Origin of the sequence: Desulfosarcina ovata subsp. ovata (assembly GCF_009689005.1) — a bacterium.
In the GTDB taxonomy this organism is placed as follows: domain Bacteria; phylum Desulfobacterota; class Desulfobacteria; order Desulfobacterales; family Desulfosarcinaceae; genus Desulfosarcina; species Desulfosarcina ovata.
In genome coordinates this window covers 1,041,759-1,062,233 of the sequence record NZ_AP021879.1, presented here as the reverse complement: position 1 = coordinate 1,062,233, position 20,475 = coordinate 1,041,759, and the positions used below count along the sequence as shown (strand labels likewise).

The window sequence follows — 20,475 nt, the reverse complement described above, 5'->3', positions numbered from 1 at the left end:
AGAAATCGCCTTAAAACCCATAGATTATCGGCGTCAACAGAATCGTCATCACCGCCACGATCAGCGTCATCACCGATCCGATTTTAACGAAGTCGGTGAATCGATATTCGCCCGGTCCCCACACCATCAGGTTGGTCTGATACCCGGTGGGGGTGATGAAGGCACACGAGGCGGCGATCATCAGGGTGATGGCGAAGGGCATGAAGCTGACCCCCAGTTGGCCGGCGGTGGACAGGGCGATGGGAAACATGAATGCGGCAGCGGCGTTGTTGGTGATCACGTTGGTCATGACGCTGCAGCCGAGAAAGATCACTGCCAGGGCGAGCTGGGGATGGTGACCGCCCATGGCCGCCAAAAGGGCGGCGATCTGACCGGCCAGGCCGCTTTGGGTAACGGCCGATTCCAGGCCGATGGCGCAGGCAATCACCACCAGCGTCCCCCAGTCGATGCTGCGGGCGGCGGTGTGTAAGGGCAGACAGCCGGTCAGGAGCATGGCTCCGCTGGCCAGCAGGCTGGCGTTGAGCATGCTCATCCACCCCAGGGCGACAGCGACGATCATTGCCAAGGTGATCAGGCTAGCTTCCACCGCCCGGTCGGTGCGCTGCAGCTGAAACCCCTTCAGGGCCTTGGTCAGGGCAAAATCCTGATCGATCTGACACTCGTAGAAGAAATTGTCGTTGACTTCCAGCACCGCGTTGTCGCCGGCTTCGATGGTGGTTTCCTCCAATGGGCCGTCGACCGGTTGCCCGTCACGGGAAAGGGCCACGAATTTGTACTGGCAGGTGTTCGCATCCCGGATCAGGTCGGCAATCCGGCGACCCACGGTTTTGCTCTGCCGGGAGACCACGGCTTTAACCAGGTGGTGGGTATGGCGTTCGGTCTGCATGGGATTGAGGGTGAGGTGGGGCACCAGGGCGTTGGTGCGCCAGAGGGTTACCATGCCATCCACGTCGGCCGAAAACGAGATCAGATCCCCGGCGGTCAATTTCTCGTTCATCAGATCGTTGGTGAGAATTCCCGTCCCCCTGCGGATATAGAGTACCTGCACATCTTCACCGGAGACGATACCGGTGTCGTCGAGGGTACGACTGACGATCCGCGATCCTTCGCGGACCTCGAACTCGGCCGTGTAGCGCCGCAGGGTGGCATCGCTTTGGCGGCCGTTTTTCCTGGCCGGCAGGAAGAAACGGCCGACCAGAATCATGAAGACAATGGCCACCAGGGCGATGGGAACCCCCACCAGGGCCGGATCGAACATGCGGATGGCCTGCACGGCGGGCAGTCCGGGACCCTCTCTGCCGATGGCATCCATGACCATGCCGGCGATGACCAGGTTGGTGGATGTGCCGATGACCGTGCACATGCCGCCCAGGATGGATGCAAAACTCATCGGCAGATAAAGCTGCTGGGCGGGCAGGCGGGCTGCCCGGGAGAGATCCCGGATGACCGGAATCATCATGGCCACCAGAGGGGTGTTGTTGAGAAAGGCGCTGCCAAAGGCGATGGGCGGCAGGGTGCGGATCTGGGTGCCGACCACACTCCGGGGCACGCCGATGACCATGTCCATAATCATGGTGATGGCGCCGGTGGCGTACATGCCGGCGGCAACCATGAACAGGACGGCAACGGTGAGCATGCCCGGATTGCTGAATCCCTTGAGCAGCTGGGCTGTGGGGGCCAGTTTGAGGGTCATGGCCACCGCCAGGGCTCCGAGAAAAATGGCCGGTGCCGGGATCTTCGTTTTAATCAGTAGAACGAAAAGGGCCAACAGCAGGGTTAAGGTGAGATACGCATCTGTGGGCATTGGACACCTCCACCGCGGATTCCGCAATTGGTTCTGGGGGAAGGACACCTTCGTGTGGACAGCGTTTAAAATAGAACGCGCTGCAGAGATGTCAATTGGCTCGCCGATTCTTGGCGTTGTGGGGGAACGGACGGCATCGGCGAGTTTCTATCGAAATCGGCATCGAAATCGTCTTTTTGGGCCAAGGTCCACGGTTTTTCGATTTGGATTTCGATTTCGATCCCGACCCAGAATTCGATTTGGATTTAGGATTTGAGCCTATCCACCTCCACAATAAAAAAAAGGCAGGGTCTGCTGAGCCTTGCCTTTTTTATTCCATTTGTCGGTGAGAAAGGGATTTATCGCAATCGCAATCGAAATCGAAATCGTCTTTTTGGACCAAGGTCCACAGTTTTTCGATTTCGATTTCGATCCCGATTGCCGATTTCAATTTTGATTAAAGCCGGGCCGCCTCAGCCCCGACTTTTTCAGCTTTCGTAGGTAACAACATCCTCTTTGACACAGTAACCTCGGCCGCCCAATCGGCTAAGCATTAGGGCAATCCGGTCGATTTCAACCTTTCGTTCCTGGCTTTCTTTGCTGCCAAGTGCCTTGCCAACGACCAGAACATCCTGAATGGCTGCACATTCGAGGGCTGATCCGCGTGCAATTTCGAAATATCGCCTTCGATCTGCTTCCGAAGCCTTGCCGTTGCCCTCGGCAATATTTAGCGGGATCGATTGACTGGCGCGCAGCCACTGGTCTCTTGCAGGGCGATGGATTCCAGTTAGAGCCTCCGCCTTTTCAAAAACCCAAGCCACATATCCTATTGCAAGGCGGTAGACATCCAATTTCTCATGTCCAAGGCTCATGGGTTTTGATTCCGATTTCGATTCCGATTCCGATTTCGATGGCGATTTCGATATAGCGATTCCAACTGAATGGACGAAACGGAAACGATCCAATTACGACCCCATCAATAATTGGCGTCCGCATAATCCACCCACCCGCCGGCGTTGACCAGGTCGGCATCAAAACCGGAGATGGCAAATGGGACGGTCCGGGATGCGCCATCGGCCGAAAAGGTGATCGCGCCCCCCTTGAAATCGGTTTCGGCGGTGGTTTCACGGCCGGCAAAAGTGGTGAACAGTTCGTCGATGGTGTCGGCGGGCAGTTCCACGGCCATCATGCCGCAGTTGAACATGTTCTGGCGGAAGATGCGGGCAAAGCTCTCTCCCACCACCAGGTGGATGCCGTTGACTTCCAGGGCCCAGGGAGCGTGCTCCCGCGAGGATCCGCAGCCGAAGTTGGCCCGGGTGACGACCACGGCCTTGCCTTGGATATCGGTTGCCGGATCGAATCCGTCCAGTTTGAGGTCTTCCAAAAGGTTGGGTGCCAGGGCCTCGCGGGAGATCTCGGTGAGGTATTTGGCGGGAATGATTTCATCGGTATTGATATCCGAGCGGTCCAGAAACAGGACCTTGCCGTTGAATGATTTCATGGGGGTCTCCTTTTCTACCCGTTGAACAGCGGGGAGTTGGCGATACTTCCGGCGATGGCGCTGGCAGCAGCGGTGGCCGGGCTCATCAGATGAACCATGCCCCCTTTGCCCATGCGTCCGTTGAAGTTGCGATTGGTGGTGGACGCGCACACTTCGCCTTCGGCCAGCACGCCGTTGCTCATGCCCAGGCAGGCGCCGCAGGTGGGATTGGTGACGCACACCCCGGCATCCATGAAGGTTTTGATCAGCCCCTCTTCCAGGGCCTGGGCGTAGACCTTGGGGGTGGCCGGAGAAACAATCGCCCGCACGCCGGCATTGACCTGTTTTCCTTCCAGGACCTTGGCGGCCACACGCAGATCGCTGATGCGGCCGTTGGTGCATGAGCCGATGTAGACCTGATCCACGGGGGTGCCGGTCATTTCACTCACCGGTTTGACGTTGTCCGGCTTGTAGCCGTAAGTGACCATGGGTGTCAGGGCGGAGACGTCGTGATCGATGGTGTTGGCGTAGACGGCATCAGCATCGGGCAGGTAGCGCGAAAAGTCGGCCAGGGCCGCCTCGGGCGTGTCGTACTGATCCTTGATGAACGGCCACAGGTAATCCACGGTGACCCGGTCCGGTTCGCAGATGCCGCAGGTGCCGCCGGCTTCGATGGCCATGTTGCACAGGGTCATGCGCGACTCCATGTCCATGGCGGCCACCACGGGACCGGCGAATTCGATTACCTTGTTGGTGGCGCCGCCCACGCCGATACGGCCGATCACCGAGAGGATTACGTCCTTGGCAAAGACGCCCGCGGGCAGGCTGCCGGTAATGTTGATGCGGATGGTTTCGGGCGATTTGAAGGCGCAGACCCCCTTAAGGATGCCCACCTCCAGGTCGGTGGTGCCAACACCGGCGGCAAAGGCACCGAAGGCGCCGTGGGTACAGGTGTGGGAGTCGCCCATGATCACCGTGTAGCCGGGGCGCACGAAGCCTTTTTCCGGAAAGATGGCGTGGCAGACGCCATTGGCGCCGATATCGAAGAAATCCTTGATCGCGTGGCGCCGGGCCCACTCGCGCAGGATTTTTCCCTGCAGGGCGGTTTTGGAGTCCTTGGCCGGTGAGACATGATCGATGACCACCTTGATGCGCGATGCGTCGAAGACGCGATCCTTACCGCGTCGCTCCAGGTCCACGATGGCCGGCGGGGTGGTGATTTCGTGGCAGAAGACGGCGTCCAGGCGGATCACCTGGACGTCCGCGTCAGGCGTGCCGACACGGTGGTCGTCGAATATTTTCTGTGCAATGGTTTTTCCCATGGTTCCTCCGCTTTCAGTCGGTCAGTCAGTGTCGGTTTTGAGAACGGCAAGGAAGGCGGACTGGGGCAGCATCACCTGTCCCACCATTTTCATCCGCTTCTTCCCTTTTTTCTGCTTCTCCAGCAGCTTGCGTTTTCTGGAGATGTCCCCGCCGTAGCACTTGGCGGTGACGTCCTTTCGAAATGCCGATACGGTGGAGCGGCTGATGATTTTGCCGCCGATGGCGCCCTGGATGGCGATCTTGAACATCTGGCGGGGGATCTCGTCCTTGAGCTTGTCACAGGCGATGCGGGCCCGGGCCACGGCGTTGTCCCGATGGGTCAGCATGGAGAGAGCATCCACCCGCTCACCGTTAATCAGAAAATCCAGCTTTACCAGGTCGGTCTGGCGGTAATCGATCAGTTCGTAATCGAAGGAGCCGTAGCCCTGGGTAATGGATTTCAGCCGGTCGTAAAAATCGTAGATCACCTCCGCCAGGGGCAGGTCAAAAATCATTTCCAGGCGGTTGTTGGTCAGGTATTGGTAATTCTTGTTGATTCCCCGGCGCTCCATGCACAGTTTCATCACCGCGCCCATGTATCGGTCCGGGATGATGATGGCCGCTTTGATAAACGGCTCCAGGGCGTGGTCGATCAGCGTGGGGTCGGGGTACAGGGCCGGGTTGTCGATGACCGTCTCCTCGCCGTCGTTCATGATCAGGCGATAGCGTACCGACGGGGCAGTAAGGATCAGGGACAGGTCGTACTCGCGCTCCAGGCGCTCCTGCACCACCTCCAGGTGCAACAGCCCCAGGAACCCACAACGGAAACCGAAGCCCAGGGCGGCGCTGCTGTCTTTTTCGTAGATCAGCGAGGCGTCGTTGAGCTTGAGTTTTTCCATGGCCACGACCAGGTCTTCATAGTCGTCGGACGCCACCGGGTAAATGGACGAGAACACCACCGGCTTGGCTTCCTTGAAGCCGGGCAGGGGATTTTCGCAAGGGGCCCGATCCAGGGTGACCGTATCGCCGCAGCGGGTGTCGCTGACCGTCTTGATTCCGGCGATCATATAACCCACTTCACCGGCAACCAGCTCTTTTTGGGGCACGCGGACAATCTGGAAAAAGCCTACCTCCTCCACTTTATAGGTGGCGTTGTTGGACATGAAGCGGATCCGGTCGCCGGCGCGGATGGTCCCCTCCTTGACGCGGAAATGAACAACGGTGCCCCGGAACGGGTCGTAATGCGAGTCGAAAATCAGTGCCTGCAGGGGGGCTTCGGGGTCACCCTCGGGCGGCGGCAGCTGTTTGACCACCGCTTCCATGATATCTTCGATCCCCAGCCCCTCTTTGGCCGAAGCGAGAATGGCCGATTCCGGATCCAGTCCCAGGTCCTCCTCGATCTGGGCCTTGACCCGCTCGATGTCCGCCGAGGGCAGGTCGATTTTGTTGATCACCGGAATGATTTCGAGATTGTGCTCCAGGGCCAGGTAGAGGTTGGCCAGGGTCTGGGCCTCGACCCCCTGGCTGGCGTCAACAAGCAGCAGAGCCCCTTCGCAGGAGGCCAGGGCGCGGGAGACCTCGTAGGTGAAATCCACATGCCCCGGCGTATCAATCAAATTGAGATGGTAGGCCTTGCCATCTCTGGCTTTGTATGGCAGACAGACAGTCTGGCTCTTGATGGTGATGCCGCGTTCCCGTTCGATCTCCATGGTGTCCAGAATCTGGTCCTTGAAATCTCGGTCGGCGATGATTTTGCTCGACTGGATCAGGCGGTCGGATAGTGTCGACTTGCCATGATCGATGTGGGCAATGATGCTGAAGTTTCGTATGTTTCTCATATTATTGAACGTTTCATTAAAACGGATCGCTTCGTTGGTTGACACCGCTTTTCAACATGGTTATAATCCTTTCGCTTACTAAAAATCTATATTAATATCAAATCGTTTTCGAACGTGTCAACGGGTAAGCGCAAACGATCTGAGATTTAGAATCGGTTTTTATGACAGCACACATTCTCATTGTCGATGACGAACCTTCCATCCGGGAAACGATGCGCGAGTACCTTCGGCTTTCCGGCTACGAGACATCCGTGGCCTCCAGCGCCGAGGAGGCATTGGCCGCCATTACGGCATGTCCCATGGAAGTGGTGATTACCGACATCATGCTGCCCGGCATAGATGGGCTGGCGCTTACCGACCAGATCAAGGCATCCTGGGATGTGGACGTGATTGTCATGACCGGTTACAGCCAGGAATACTCTTACGAGGAGGCGATCAGCAAGGGGGCCAGCGATTTCGTATTCAAGCCGGTGCGTTTCGAGGAGCTTGACTTACGCCTCAAGCGCGTTCTCAGGGAACGGCTGCTCAATCAGGAGCGGTTGCAGATGCTCGATGAACTCAAGAAGCTCTCGATTACCGACGGCCTTACCCAACTCTACAACTCGCGCTATTTTTATTCCCAGCTCAAGGGAGAGATCGAGCGTTTTAACCGATACGGCCACAAACTGAGTCTGCTCCTGCTGGATATCGATAATTTCAAGATTTACAACGACACTTTCGGTCATCTTGAAGGCGACAAGATTCTGGTGCGCATCGGTCAGATCATCCGCGCCTGTTTGCGTAAAATGGACACCGCCTACCGTTACGGGGGGGAGGAGTTTACCATCATTCTTCCGGGAACGCCCGGTGAAGAGGCCAGAACGGTTGCCGAGCGACTGCGTACCGCCGTGGCCTCGGAAACGTTCTCCAGCGCCGGCAACGCCACTGTTCAGATTACCATCAGCGTGGGCGTGACCCAATATTGCCGCGAAGAACCGGTCTCCGGTTTTGTTCAGCGTGCCGACCAGGCCATGTATGAGTCAAAACAGGCCGGCCGTAACCGGGTATCCTGCATTTTCAAACCCCCTGCCGAGTGAGATTGCGTTTATCGCCCTTTACCCGAACCGTGCCGTTCGACGACGGCGGCATCATGACCGTGCAGGAACCGGTTTTTGCCGAAGGACGCGGCATTCGGCGGATCGTTTGTTGTTATGATTGAATATATATTTATTGTTAATCCGACCCAGAACGAGATTGCCAGGCTGACCGAACTCTACCGGCTGGCCGGCTGGTGGAAGGATGCGGCGGACAATCCGTCGGCCGTCGCCGGCATCGTTCAGGGCAGCCACTGTTTTCTGGTGGCCCGCTACGACCAGACCATCATCGGAATGGGACGCGCCATCAGTGACCGTGTCAGTGACGCCTATATCCAGGATGTCACCGTGGATCCGGCATTTCGCCGGCAGGGCATCGGCTCCCGTCTGGTGGCCCGTCTGGTGGCCCGCCTCGAAAGCGATGGCATCGGCTGGATCGGACTGATTGCAGAAAGGAAGACGCATCCATTTTATCGGCCGCTGGGATTTTCCCCCATGGCCGATTCCGTGCCCATGCTTAAAACGTTATGATGAATTTCTCTCAATTAACACCCCCGGATTATGTCAAGTACCGCCATTATTTTGAAAACCAGCGCTATGAGATCTGTGCCTATTCGCTCTCTTCGGCGATTTGCTGGAGCAACCAGGAGTACCAGCCCTTTGGTGCCGAGTATGAAGACGCGTTTATCGTGGCTGCCGAATTCAAGACCCTGAAGCGGAACCGGCACCTGCTGCTGCCCGTCGCTCCACGGCGTGAGGTGCCACCCGATGAACTGGTGCGCGTGGCCAAATTCGCCGGCCACACGGAGTTCTGGTTCGTTCCCGAAGACTACGTAACCCGATTCGGCCAAGCCGAGGTGGCGCACTATTTCGACGTCAAACACCAGGCCGCCTATGACGACTATGTTTATCTGGCCGAGGACCTGGCCGGGTTGAAGGGCAACCGCTATTCAAAGAAACGCAACCTGATCAACCAGTTCAACCGGGATTACGTGGACCGGGGCAGGGTGACCATCGATCCGATTACCGCTGACAATACCGAGGAATGCCTGATTTTTCTCGAGGAGTGGTGCCGGGAGCGGGACTGCGATGCCGATGAGCAGACGGATCTGGCCTGCGAGAAGCAGGCGGCGATCAATACGCTGGTTAACTATGACGCCTTTGACCTCAAGGGCATTCTTTTGCGTATTGACGGGGAGGTCCGTGCTTTCGGCATCTCGGCTCCCTTGACGCCGGACATGGCGACCTTACAGTACGAAAAGGCGCTTGGCAGCATCAAGGGGCTGTATCAGTATTTTGACAACGCCTGCGCCCGCATGCTCTTTAACGGGTATACCTATCTCAACAAGGAGAGCGATATGGGCATTCCCGGGCTGACCAAAGCGAAGAAATCCTATCACCCGCACAAGATGGTGCGGGCGGTAAGATTAATTCTCAAAGATTGACGGATTCCCGGAACGCTTGCTCAGGCGATGGCGTAACAATTGCTCGCCACATCGTAGCGGACGAATCCATATCGTGATGAACTGCCCATGTGGCGGGATACTTCAGAAGGGTTGAGGTTCAACCGCTCGGCGATCTCGCTGGTGGGCAGCGGCTTTTCCTGCAGCAGGGAGACGATCTGACTCATGGTGTATTTCTCGAGGATGATTTCGTCGAAGAGCCGGTCCAGGTCGCCGCTGGCGAAGAACTTCTCATATTCGACCTCCGTGCGGATCGGCACCCTGAGCCGCTCGCGCTCGACGAGCTTGATGAACGGGACGAGTTTTAACGCCGCTTCGAGCTTGAAGGCCAACTCCTGTTTGTCGATCCCCTCGCTGCTGCCCAGGGGCCCCAGCTGCCGGGTGCTTTTGCTGAACTGGTTCATGATTTCGGCAAAGCGGATCCCTTCACCGGCGGAGACCCACTCGAGCCTGAAACGATCGGGGTTGATGCCGATATGCCCCAACAGTTTTTTGCAGATTTTCGACATGACCAGGGCGTCGTAGTTGCCTTCCGGGTTGTAGTGGCAGTCGTTGAGGTGACAACCACCCACAAACACGGCATCGGCGCCGTTCAAAAAGGCCTTCAGGACGAATTTTAGGTCGATCCGGCCCGAGCACATCACCCGGATGACCCGCAGGTAGGGGGGGTATTGAAAGCGGGAAACGCCGCAAAGATCCGCCCCGCCATAACAGCACCAATTGCATAGAAAACCGATGATTCTGGGTCTGAAGGTGCTTCCTGTCGCCATTTTTCTCTTCTCCTTGTTGGAAATCAAATCGATAAGCTGGGCATCGGGGATGGCTGCCAGGCACGGTCGGCCATCCCGGATGCCATTGGTTCGCCGGGTTGGTGATCAGGCGGTGGTTTCAACTGGCATCCGGTTTTCACAAAGCTCGGGAAAGGCCGCATCCAGTTGATACAGAATCTCTTCATCCGTGTAGTGCTTCAGCTGGATCGCCTCCGTGGGACACTTGGCATTGCACAGGCCGTCGCCCTTGCACAGCACCGGGATCACCTTGGCCTTGCGGCCGCGCGGGGTCATCTCGAATTCAATGGCGCCGTAACTGCAGGCCGTAATGCAGGCACCGCAGGAGATGCAGCGTTCCTCGTCCACTTCGCATACCGATCCGGACGCGGTGACCGTATCCTGTGAGAGCAGCACCGCGGCCCGGCCGGCGGCGCCGTAGGCCTGGCTGATGGATTCGGATATGTGTTTGGGATAATGGGCCGTTCCGCAAAGAAATACGCCTTCGGCGGCAAAATCGACCGGCCTCAGCTTGACATGGGCCTCCTGAAAGAAGCCTTCCGGACTCAAGGCCACCTTGAACTGCTTGGATATCTCTTCGATTCCGGCGGAGGGGACGATGGCGGCGGAGAGGGTCAGAAGATCGGCGTCCAGTTCCAGGCCGTGGCCCAGGACCGGATCGGCAACGGTGACCCGCAGCACCTTGCGGCCGTCCTCGGCCTCGGCGGCTTCCACCTGGGGGGCGGTTTCCGGATCGAAGCGGATGAATTTGACCCCTTTATCGGCCGCCATGCGGTAGTAATCCTCGTTGAACCCGTAGGTGCGCATGTCCCTGAACAGGATATGGATATCCATGGCCGGGTTGATCGCCTTCAGCCGGATGGCATTTTTGATCGCATGGGTGCAGCAGATCCGCGAGCAGTAGTTTCGCTCTTCGTTGCGGCAGCCGACACACTGGATCATGACCAGGTTTTCGGCGCCGGCCAGGCGCTCGTCATTGCCGCTGATGCATTCTTCCAGCTCCAGCTGGGTCAGTACGCGGTCATCCTGGCCGTACAGATACTCGGTGGGAGTGTACTCGTCGGCACCGGTGGCGAGAATGGCGGCTCCATGGCGTATGGTTCGCATCCCGGTCTCGGACTTGACCGTGGTGGTGAAATTGCCCACATAACCGGCAACGTCCATAATGGTGGCCGAATGGGCGACATGCACGCGGGGGTGCTGGTAAATTTTCCTGATTGTTTCCTTCAGATGGGCCTGAACATCCATGCCCTCGATGGTGGTCTGAATTCTGCGGGCCATGCCGCCGAGTTCCTTCTCCTTTTCCAGCAGGTGGACCTCGAATCCCTGCTTGGCCAGACTCAGCGCACTGGTCATGCCGGAAATCCCGCCGCCGACCACCACGGCGGTTTTGTCCACCGGCAGATCGAATTCTTTCAGGGGTTCAAGCAGGTGCGTGCGGGACACCGACATGCGGATCAGGTCCTTTGCCTTTTCGGTGGCCTCTTCTTTCTCCTTGGAGTGGACCCAGGAGCAGTGCTCGCGGATATTGGCCATTTCGTAAAAATACTGATTGATGCCGCCTTCGCGCAGGGTGTCGCGGAAGACCGGCTCATGGGTGCGCGGCGTGCAGGCCGCCACGACCACGCGGTTGAGTCCTTTCTCCTTGATCGTGTCGGTGATCTCCTTGGCCGAGTTGGTTGCGCAGGAGAAGAGCTGTTCCTGGGCGTGGACCACCCCGGGCAGGCTCAGGGCATATTCCACGGCCTCGGGCACGTTGACCACGCGGCCGATGTTGGCCCCGCAATGGCACACGAATACGCCGATTTTGGGCTCCTCGCCTGAGACATCCCGTTCCGGTGGATAAACCCGTTCCTTGGAAAGATCGCCGCGCCGCCGGGAGAGGACTTCACCGCACTGGGAACCGGCGCCGCTGGCGCTGAAGACCGCTTCGGGAATATCCATGGGACCCTGAAAGGCGCCGCTGATGAAAATTCCCGGCCGCGAGGTTTCCAGCGGTCGGGTCGGGTCGGTCTTGCAGAACCCGTGTTCATTGAGTTCGATGCCGAACTTCTCGGCCAGGCGACCGTACTCGGCCGGAGGCCGTAACCCGACGGACAGCACCACCATGTCGAACTCTTCCTCTTTTACGCCCTCATCGGTTGTCGAATATCTCAGGGTGACGTTTTGGGTCTCCGGAATTTCCCGTCCGATGGAGACATAGCTGCGCACGAAGCGGATGCCGGGCAGGGCCTCGGCACGCTGGTAGAAACGCTCGAATCCCTTGCTGTAGGAGCGGATGTCGTTGTGGAAAATGGTGCACTCGGCATCGGCGTCATGGTCCTTGGTCAGAATAACCTGCTTCTGGGTGTAGGTGCAGCAGACGCCGGAACAATAGCTGTTGTAGCCCTGGTTCACCCCCCTCGACCCCACACAGTGGACCCAGGCGATCTTGTGGGGGTGTTTCTTGTCGGAGGCGCGCAGGATTTCGCCTTCGTAGGGGCCGGTGGCGCAGAGCAGCCGTTCATAATCGAGGCTGGTGACCACGTTGGCAAACTTGCCGTAGCCGTAGTCGTTGTTGACGGAAGGATCGAAGGGCTCGATGCCCGGGGCCAGGATGATCGTCCCCACATTGACCTGTTGCTGACGGGCGGTCTGGTTGAGGTCGATGGCATCGTTCTTACAGATGCCCATGCAGATTGTGCACTTCTTGCCGTCCAGAAAGATGCATTGCTCGCTGACGTAAGGGGTCAGCGGAATTGCCTGGGCAAAATACATGTGCACCGCTTTATTATCGGATATATCCTGGTTGAAGGGGTCCGATACCAGCACCGGGCAGTACTCCGAACAGCTGGTGCAGCCGGTGCATTTGTCTTCATCGATGTAGCGTGGCCGGGTGGTCAGGGTGACCCTGAAATCGCCGGCTTCGCCCTGCACCTGATCCACCTCGGTCATGGTCAGGATTTCGATGTTGGGATGCCGCTTGCACTCGAGAAATTTGGGCGATTCAATGCACATGGAGCAGTCATTGGTGGGAAAGGTTTTGTCCAGCTGGGCCATCTTGCCGCCAATGGTCGGCGCTTTTTCGACCAGATAGACCCGGTATCCGGCGGTGGCCAGATCGAGAGAGGCCTGGATGCCGCTGATTCCTCCACCGACGACCATCACATCGCCGAAATCGTTGCCCGCAAAATGGGTGGTAAACGTTTCTGCAACGGGTAAATTTTTCACAGCTTCCTGTCCCTTTCACATGGTTTCGTGTCCATCCACAATGGCAAACGGGGAGCTTATGGATGGGCACGCGTTGTGGGTTTCCGATTATCCCTTGATGGTCTCGTAAAGAGTCGCCGTCCAGACGGATTCGTAAAAAGCCCGAGATCAAGGCTTGCGAATCCTGAGGAATGAGGCGTACTGATCGTACTCCGCAGTGACGAAGGATGAAGCGTAACGCCGATATCGGACTTTTTACGAATCCGTCATCCCTTTGTTCTCGCATGCGCGTCCCGCCACTGCGGCGATGGCGCATCAAGGGGCAAGGGAACCTGTCCATGCACCGGTTACGGTGAGAATCACCTTGAACCGGAGTGGTTTGATTGTTTTGGTGGGGAATCGGGACGTGAAAATAGGGCTGTTACGAGCGTATCCATATTGATTCCATCACCATCGGACATCCGTGAACGTGTCACCCGGACACGTTATTGCCGGACCCCTCAGGTAAAACCGATATGACGGAAAAATGATGGCATGAGTGAAGTCGGTGTTATGTGACTATTAAATAGCTCCAATATAGCTTCTTTATAGCTTTACTAACGGTGATTGTATGAAATGTCAATTATAAAATAGTGTGCCGGAAGGGTAACCGCATTTGGATGTATTCTTGTTGATGGTGTGATCAGAAAACCACCGCTCCGATTCAATCAATGCCAAATGGTAAAATCCAAATGCCAATTAAAGGATCCGATCGATTATAAATGGACAGAATACCATCGGGGTACGGCCCGATCGGAAACATTCTAGATATGCTGGATCTTTATTTTGAGCAGCATGTCGCCGCGGGTGCCGTCGGGCCTTGGCCGGCCGACGCCCTTGAGCCGCAGCACCTGACCATCGCCGATGCCCTGAGGCACGATCACATTATAAAGCCGGTTCTGCAGGCCCCAGGGGACGGTGACCAGCTTGCGGGCGCCGACCATGGCCTCGTACTGGGTGATGGTCAGGGCACCGTAGAGATCGGAGGCCGTTTCACCGTGGGTGGGCTTGATCACCTGGAATCGGTGGGACTGCTTTTTGCGGGTGGCGCTTTGCAGACGGCTGGAGAAACCGGTGGCCGGGATGCGGTCAAAGAGCTTGAGGAAAAGGATACCGAAAACGAATCCACCGATGTGCGCCCACCAGGCGATGCCGCCGGCGCTGCCCGAACTGCCAGCCGCATTGAATACTTGCAGCACGAACCAGATGCCGATGAAAAAGAAGGCCGGGATCTCCACGAACCAGGGGATGAAGATGATCGGAATCAGGGTCAGGATGCGGGAGCGGGGATAGAGGATGAAATAGGCGCCCATGACGCCGGCGATGGCTCCGCTGGCCCCGATGGTGGGAACGCGGGAGCCGGCATTGAAGATCAGGTGGGTCATGCCCGAAGCCAGGCCGCAGAGCAGGTAGAAGAAAGCATAGCGCGCCGGACCCAGCCGGTCTTCGACATTGTCGCCGAAGATGTGGAGGAACCACATGTTGCCGATCAGGTGCATGAACCCGCCATGCAGGAACATGAAGGTGAAAAGCGAAATCAGCTTCTGGCCGAGGGAAAAATAGGCGGAAATCTGCGGATCGGTGAATTTTGCCGGCACCAGTCCGTAGAGCAACAGGTAATGATCGCCGCCGCTGCCCTGGGTCAGCTGCAGCAGAAAGAACACGATATTGATGCCGATGATGGTGTTGTTGACCACCGGCACCCGCCGGGACGGGACGGTATCGCGAATGGGAATCATGGCGCGGTGTCCGGTTCGATACGCATGCTCAGGTCCACGGCCACGGCCGAATGGGTCAGGGCGCCGATGGAAATAAGGTCCACCCCGGTGGCGGCAAGTTCCTTCAACCGGTCGCGGGTGACGCCGCCGGAAACCTCCACCGGGGCTTTTTTGTCGATGTGTTTTACCGACCGGCGGATCTGGTCGAGGTCCATGTTATCCAGCATGATGATGTCCGCTCCGGCGGCCAGGGCTTCGTCTACCTCTTCGATGGTGCTGGCCTCCACTTCCACCTTGACCAGGTGGGAGATGGCCCGGCGCGCCTTATCCACCGCGGCGGTGATGCCGCCAGCCACGGCGATGTGGTTGTCCTTGATCAGCACCCCGTCATACAGGCCCATGCGGTGGTTGTGGGCCCCGCCGACGCGAACGGCGTATTTTTCCAGCACGCGCCAGCCCGGCGTGGTCTTACGGGTGTCCACCAGCTTGACACCGCTGCCGGACACGGTCTGCACATACTCGCGGGCCTGGGTGGCGATGCCGGAGAGCCGCTGCAGGAAGTTGAGCGCCGTGCGCTCGCCTTTCAAAAGGGTGTCCAGGCCGCCGGCGACGCGCACCACCGTGCTGCCGGCCGCCACCCGGTCGCCATCGGCGCAAAGGGCTTCGAAAACGATTTGCGGTTCCAGGGCCTTGAAAACTTTTTCCGCCACGGCCAGGCCGGCGAGCACCAACGGCTGTTTGGCAACAATGCGGCCCCGGCCCGGGGTGCCCGGTGCCACCAGGTTGTCGGTGGTGATATCGCCGGGGCCGATATCCTCTTTCAGGGCCAGCTGGATGAATTCCTCGATGGTATGCATGGTCTATTCCATCATCGCCTGGACACGATCGCGGGTCGCCTCCAGGGCATGTTGTTTTTCGAGCATGGCAGCATGCTTTTCGCGAACGCCGGCCACCACCTCGGGGGGTGCTTTTTTGAGAAAATCTTCATTGCCCAGTTTTCGGTTCATACCGGACAGCTCCTTGGAGAGTTTGCCGATCTCTTTGTCCAGGCGCGCCTGCTCCTGGGCAAAGTCGATGATGCCCTCCAGCATCACGAAAACCGTGGCGCCGTCGATCAACACCGTGGCGGCCGCCTTGGGCCGCTGCACGGACGCATCGACACGGATGTCGGACAGGCGGGCCAGGTTCACGATCAGATCCCGATTTTTCTCGACGGCGTCACCGATCTGCGGATCCTCGGGCTGAACCACGGCTTCGAGGGCCGTAGATGGGGCGATGTTCATTTCCCCGCGCACGTTGCGGATGCCGGTAATGGTGGCCATCACGGTTTGCATTTGCGCCTCGGCGTCGGGGTCGTCACCCGGCGTCAGGGTTTCCGGCCAACTGGCCCGCATGATCGATCCCTCGGTGCCGGGCAGCGAGTGCCAGATCTCCTCGGTGACAAAGGGGGCGAAGGGGTGCAGGATCACCAGGGCTTCCCGGAACACACGCCACAGCACCGACAGGGTGGCCGATTTGGCGGCGCCGCCGGCCTCATCGTACAGGGTCGGCTTGATGGCTTCCAGGTACCAGTCGCACAGCTCATGCCAGACAAACTGGTAGACGGCACCGGCGGCTTCGTTGAATTTGTAGGCGTCAAGGGCCTCTTCGGTCTGGCGAGCCACCCGATTGAGGCGCGATAGAATCCAGCGATCCTGCAGGGAGATGTTGGCCGCATCGATGGCATCAAAGCCGCGCTCCAGATGCATGAGCGAGAAGCGGGCCGCGTTCCACAATTTGTTGATGAAGTGGCGGTAGCCCTCGACCCGTTTTTCACTCATCTTCACATCGCGGCCCTGGGCGGCAAAGGCAGCCAGGGTGAAACGGAAGGCGTCGGTGCCGTATTGATCGATGACATTGAGCGGATCGATGACATTGCCCTTGGATTTGCTCATCTTCTTGCCCTCCTCGTCACGCACCAGGGCATGCACGTAAACATCCTTGAAGGGGATTTCGTCCATGAAGTGGATGCCCATCATCATCATGCGCGCCACCCAGAAGAAGAGAATGTCAAACCCGGTGACCAGCACCGAGGTGGGGTAGTAGGTCTTGAGCAGGTCTGTCTGGTCCGGCCAGCCCATGGTGGAGAAGGGCCACAGGGCCGAGCTGAACCAGGTGTCGAGCACGTCGGTCTCCTGGACCAGATCAGTGGAACCGCAATCCGGGCAGACGTCCGGTGCCTCCAGGGCCACGACCATGCGCCGGCATCCCTGGCAGGTCCAGGCCGGAATCTGATGACCCCACCAAATCTGGCGCGAAATGCACCAGTCGCGGATGTTGTACATCCAATCAAAGTAGGTCTTGGTCCACGATTCCGGGATGATGTGGGTCTTGCCCGTTTTCACCGCTTCGATGGCTTTCTCGGCCAGGGGCTTGGCCTTGACGAACCACTGGCGTGAGAGGTTGGGTTCGACCACGGTTTTGCAGCGGTAGCAGTGGCCCACGCTGTGGCGGTGAGGCTCGATACGTTCCAGCAGGCCTTCGGCCTTGAGGGCCTCGACCACGGCCTTGCGGCAGGCGAACCGGTCCATGCTGGCAAACCGGCCGGCCTCCTCGGTCATGCTGCCGTCGTCGGCGATCACTTTGATGCTGGGCAGGTCGTGGCGCTTTCCGATTTCGAAGTCGTTGGGATCGTGGGCCGGGGTCACCTTGAGGGCGCCCGTACCGGTGGACAGATCCACGTAAGTGTCGCGGATGATGGGGATCTCACGGTTCATCAGCGGCAGGGTTACCGTGGTTGCCGTCAGGCCCGCGTAGCGCTCGTCATCCGGGTGAAGGGCCACCGCCGTATCGCCGAGCATGGTTTCCGGCCGGGTAGTGGCCACGGTGAGCCCGCCGGAACCGTCGGCAAAGGGGTAGCGGATGTGGTAGAAGGCGCCGTCGATATCCTCGTGCTCCACTTCCAGGTCGGAGAGGGCCGTGTGGCAGCGGCAGCACCAGTTGATAATATAGTCCCCCTGGTAGATCAGGCCCTCGTCGTAGAGCTGGACAAATACTTTTCTCACCGCCCGGGAGAGGCCCTCGTCCATGGTGAAGCGTTCCCGGTCCCAGTCGCAGGATGCCCCCAGGCGTTTGAGCTGGTTGATGATGGCACTGCCGTACTGCTTGCGCCATTCCCATACCGATTCGATGAACTGCTCGCGGCCCAGCTGATGGCGGTCGGTGCCTTCGGCGGCCAGTTTTTTCTCCACGACGTTCTGGGTGGCGATGCCGGCATGGTCGGTGCCGGGCATCCACAGGACGCTGTCACCTTTCAGGCGCCGGTAGCGGCACATGATATCCTGCATGGTGTTGTTCAGGGCATGACCCATGTGCAGCACACCGGTGACGTTGGGGGGCGGAATGACGATGGAATAGGGCTTCTTGGTGGTGGTTTCGTCGGCGGCGAACAGTTTTTCCTGCTCCCAGTAGGCATACCAGTGTTTTTCAACGTCTTCGGGGGAATAGCTCTTGTCCAGCAATTCACGACTCATGGGGCAACGCTCCTTGTGACAACGGCCCGGTTGCAATGAACCGGGCCGCTAAAAAAAATGGAAAAGGGGATTAATGTTTAATCCCCGTTCAGGTGGTACCAACTGATCGACACTGACGTCGGGCTCAGCCGGATCCGGGGTCATCATCGTTCAGCAGCGACTTCTTTATCGATTCAATTTCCTGACGGATCGTCCTCTCGATGGTTTCGACCAACAGCCGTTCGATTTTTTCTCCGTACACCTTTTCGACCACCCGTTCAAGGGCTGCTTCCAGCTGTGCCTCGGAAAGGGGCGGGGAGGGGGGGACGTCCTCCGATACGGCGCTTACCGGTTCAGCCTCTTCAACGACCGGTGGCGGCGTTTCCGGTTGGGTGGCGGCCTCGGGTGCAGGTGCCGTCATTTCGGGACCGGGCTCCGCATCGGTGGTATCGGGCATGACCTCCTCCGTGAGGCTCCCGGGTTCGGGGCCGTTTTCTTCCGGGGCGGTAAACACGTCGGCCAGTTCGATGACATCGTCGTCCGCGTCCGCCTCGGCAGACTCATCCGGTCCGGTATCCGCAAGATCCACCAGGGGGATGACATCTCCATCCGCCAGATCGGCAGCCTCCGCCGTATTGCCAAGCGGTTCCATTTTATCGGCCAGTTCGATGACATCGTCTTCCGCATCCGCCTCGGCAGACTCATCCGGTCCGGTATCCGCAAGATCCACCAGGGGGATGACATCTTCATCCGCCAGATCGGCAGCCTCCGCCGTTTTTTCAAGCGGCGCCATGATATCGGTCAGTTCAATAACATCGTCGTCCGCATCCGCCGGAGCAATCTGGGTCAGGTCGATGATCTCTTCATCATTCAGGTCGTTTTCAGCCTGCGGATCGGGTTTCTGGTCACCATCCATCGTTTTCCCCCGTTAACCGTGACAGTTTTTTATGAAGTCGCCTGAAATGCGGCTTCCCACGCGTGCCGGTTATAGTGCCTGTAAAAAACAAAATAATAACGAAATGAAGCTATCATACGCTTGAAAAGCTGTCAACGTATTTGGATTCTTAACAAAAAACACAATTTCGCATGTTGCCGGGCCAGTACGGACGGCATCGACCGTTCAACGCAGGCGGTGCCGGCTGCGGTGAACCCGCAGGGCATCCCACGAATAGATGGCCAGGGCCGTCCAGATCAGGCCGAAGGTAATTGCCTGAACCGGGGTGAACGGTTCTCCGAACAGGGTAATGCCGAGAATCAGCATGCCCGTCGGTGCCATGTACTGGATAAACCCCAGTGTGGACAGGGTGATACGCTTGGCACCGAGATTGAACAGCAGAAGTGGTGTGGCCGTCAGGATTCCGGTACCCATCAGCAGCAGGTCGGTATGCAGGCCGGCATGCAAGAAAGCGCCCCCGCCGGTGCGGTGAAGATAAAGGACCCAGATGGCCGCGGGGATGGCCAGCAGCAGGGTCTCGATGGTCAGTCCCACCAGCGCGCCCACGGCTGCCACCTTGCGGACCAGTCCGTAAAATCCGAAAGTGAACGCCAGCGTGAGGGAAACCCAGGGAAACTCACCGTAGCGAACAGTCAGGTGGAGCACCCCCAGGCCGGCCAGGATGACTGCCACCGTCTGGGCCCGCCGCAAGCGTTCACGCAGAAACAGCGTTCCCAGGAAAACGTTGACCAGCGGGTTGATGTAGTATCCCAGGCTGGCCTGGAGCACCCTGCCGTTATTGACCGACCAGATGTAAAGCAACCAGTTGGTGCCCACGAGAATCGATGTGACCAGCAGGATGACGAGGGTGCGGGGGGAGCGGATGGCGCGGGTGAACGCGTGCCACTGTCGTCCGATCCCCACCAGGGGCATGAGAACGACAAAAGACCACAGGACGCGGTGCAGGATGATCTCGAAGGCGCCCACCGCGTGCAGGGCTTTCCAGTAGACCGGGCTAAGTCCCCAGATGAGAAATGCCGTAAATGCCAGAAGGGTGCCGACGGCAGGCTGGTGGTCCGGAGCGGCGGAGGATGGTGTGTTGGTCATCAGAGTGGCTCGATTCGGTCGCTAAAATGTATACAATACGTCTGAACCGCTTTCGGGTCAACAATGATGCTCCCATAAAAAGCAGGAGGGGGTGATGGGCCTCGTGCGGATGGATCCGATAAGCCGGCCGGCCCGCTCACGGATCCGGATAAGCCCCTTTCCTTTTAACGGGATTTCCGTTAAACGCGGTATGGGTGGTACGCTGCCCGGGGGGGGGTAAGGGGCTCCCGGGTGTATTGACGACGTTGAAAAAATGGGCCTTCCGTGAAA

Annotated in this window: 15 protein-coding genes; 3 read left to right on the top strand and 12 right to left on the bottom strand. The window is 58.4% G+C overall.

The features are described from left to right. Nucleotides 1-10: 10 nt before the first annotated feature. The 5 genes from GN112_RS04710 to lepA form a co-directional block, all read right to left on the bottom strand. On the bottom strand, nt 11-1,804 hold the full coding sequence (locus GN112_RS04710; RefSeq protein WP_155309171.1) for an SLC13 family permease: 1,794 nt from the start codon (nt 1,802-1,804) through the stop codon (nt 11-13). Between the two features lie 467 nt (nt 1,805-2,271). Continuing rightward, the gene (locus GN112_RS04705; protein WP_155309170.1) at nt 2,272-2,655 is read right to left on the bottom strand and encodes a four helix bundle protein; all 384 of its coding nucleotides are present in this window, start codon (nt 2,653-2,655) and stop codon (nt 2,272-2,274) included. Nucleotides 2,656-2,759: 104 nt separating this feature from the next. After that, nucleotides 2,760-3,284: a 3-isopropylmalate dehydratase small subunit gene (locus tag GN112_RS04700; protein ID WP_155309169.1), complete on the bottom strand. Its 525-nt coding sequence runs from the start codon at nt 3,282-3,284 to the stop codon at nt 2,760-2,762. Nucleotides 3,285-3,298: 14 nt separating this feature from the next. Then, entirely contained in the window at nt 3,299-4,585 is a 1,287-nt protein-coding gene (locus GN112_RS04695) for a 3-isopropylmalate dehydratase large subunit (RefSeq protein ID WP_155309168.1), read from the bottom strand. A gap of 21 nt (nt 4,586-4,606) precedes the next feature. Then, nucleotides 4,607-6,403: a translation elongation factor 4 gene (gene lepA, locus GN112_RS04690; protein WP_155309167.1), complete on the bottom strand. Its 1,797-nt coding sequence runs from the start codon at nt 6,401-6,403 to the stop codon at nt 4,607-4,609. Between the two features lie 161 nt (nt 6,404-6,564). Between lepA and GN112_RS04685 the strand changes: the two genes are divergently transcribed. The 3 genes from GN112_RS04685 (at nt 6,565) to GN112_RS04675 (ending at nt 8,921) form a co-directional block, all read left to right on the top strand. Next, nucleotides 6,565-7,479 (top strand): GGDEF domain-containing response regulator, encoded by a 915-nt coding sequence (locus GN112_RS04685; protein ID WP_155309166.1) that lies wholly within the window; start codon nt 6,565-6,567, stop codon nt 7,477-7,479. 114 nt (nt 7,480-7,593) lie between these two features. After that, nucleotides 7,594-8,007, top strand: coding sequence for a GNAT family N-acetyltransferase (locus tag GN112_RS04680; RefSeq protein WP_155309165.1), 414 nt, complete (start codon nt 7,594-7,596; stop codon nt 8,005-8,007). Further along, a complete protein-coding gene (locus GN112_RS04675; RefSeq protein WP_155309164.1) occupies nt 8,004-8,921 on the top strand; it encodes a DUF2156 domain-containing protein in 918 nt (305 codons plus the stop codon). Before GN112_RS04680 ends, GN112_RS04675 begins: the two co-directional genes overlap by 4 nt. A 20-nt stretch (nt 8,922-8,941) precedes the next feature. Here GN112_RS04675 and GN112_RS04670 read toward each other — a convergent pair whose 3' ends face one another. The 7 genes from GN112_RS04670 to rarD all read right to left on the bottom strand — a co-directional run bounded on the left by GN112_RS04670 (nt 8,942) and on the right by rarD (nt 20,205). After that, nucleotides 8,942-9,709, bottom strand: coding sequence for a hydrogenase iron-sulfur subunit (locus GN112_RS04670; protein WP_155309163.1), 768 nt, complete (start codon nt 9,707-9,709; stop codon nt 8,942-8,944). Nucleotides 9,710-9,814: 105 nt separating this feature from the next. After that, nucleotides 9,815-12,871, bottom strand: a complete 3,057-nt coding sequence (locus GN112_RS04665; protein WP_155314133.1) for a CoB--CoM heterodisulfide reductase iron-sulfur subunit A family protein — start codon at nt 12,869-12,871, stop codon at nt 9,815-9,817. An 848-nt stretch (nt 12,872-13,719) separates the two neighbouring features. Then, a complete protein-coding gene (locus GN112_RS04660) occupies nt 13,720-14,694 on the bottom strand; it encodes a rhomboid family intramembrane serine protease (RefSeq protein WP_155309162.1) in 975 nt (324 codons plus the stop codon). Then, on the bottom strand, nt 14,691-15,530 hold the full coding sequence (gene nadC / locus GN112_RS04655) for a carboxylating nicotinate-nucleotide diphosphorylase (protein WP_155309161.1): 840 nt from the start codon (nt 15,528-15,530) through the stop codon (nt 14,691-14,693). The genes GN112_RS04660 and nadC overlap by 4 nt, the downstream gene beginning before the upstream one ends. Before the next feature lie 3 nt (nt 15,531-15,533). Further along, entirely contained in the window at nt 15,534-18,185 is a 2,652-nt protein-coding gene (locus GN112_RS04650; RefSeq protein WP_155309160.1) for a valine--tRNA ligase, read from the bottom strand. A gap of 124 nt (nt 18,186-18,309) precedes the next feature. Continuing rightward, nucleotides 18,310-19,080: a prolipoprotein diacylglyceryl transferase gene (locus GN112_RS04645; protein WP_155309159.1), complete on the bottom strand. Its 771-nt coding sequence runs from the start codon at nt 19,078-19,080 to the stop codon at nt 18,310-18,312. Between the two features lie 204 nt (nt 19,081-19,284). After that, nucleotides 19,285-20,205, bottom strand: a complete 921-nt coding sequence (rarD, locus tag GN112_RS04640; RefSeq protein ID WP_155309158.1) for an EamA family transporter RarD — start codon at nt 20,203-20,205, stop codon at nt 19,285-19,287. Nucleotides 20,206-20,475 lie beyond the last annotated feature (270 nt).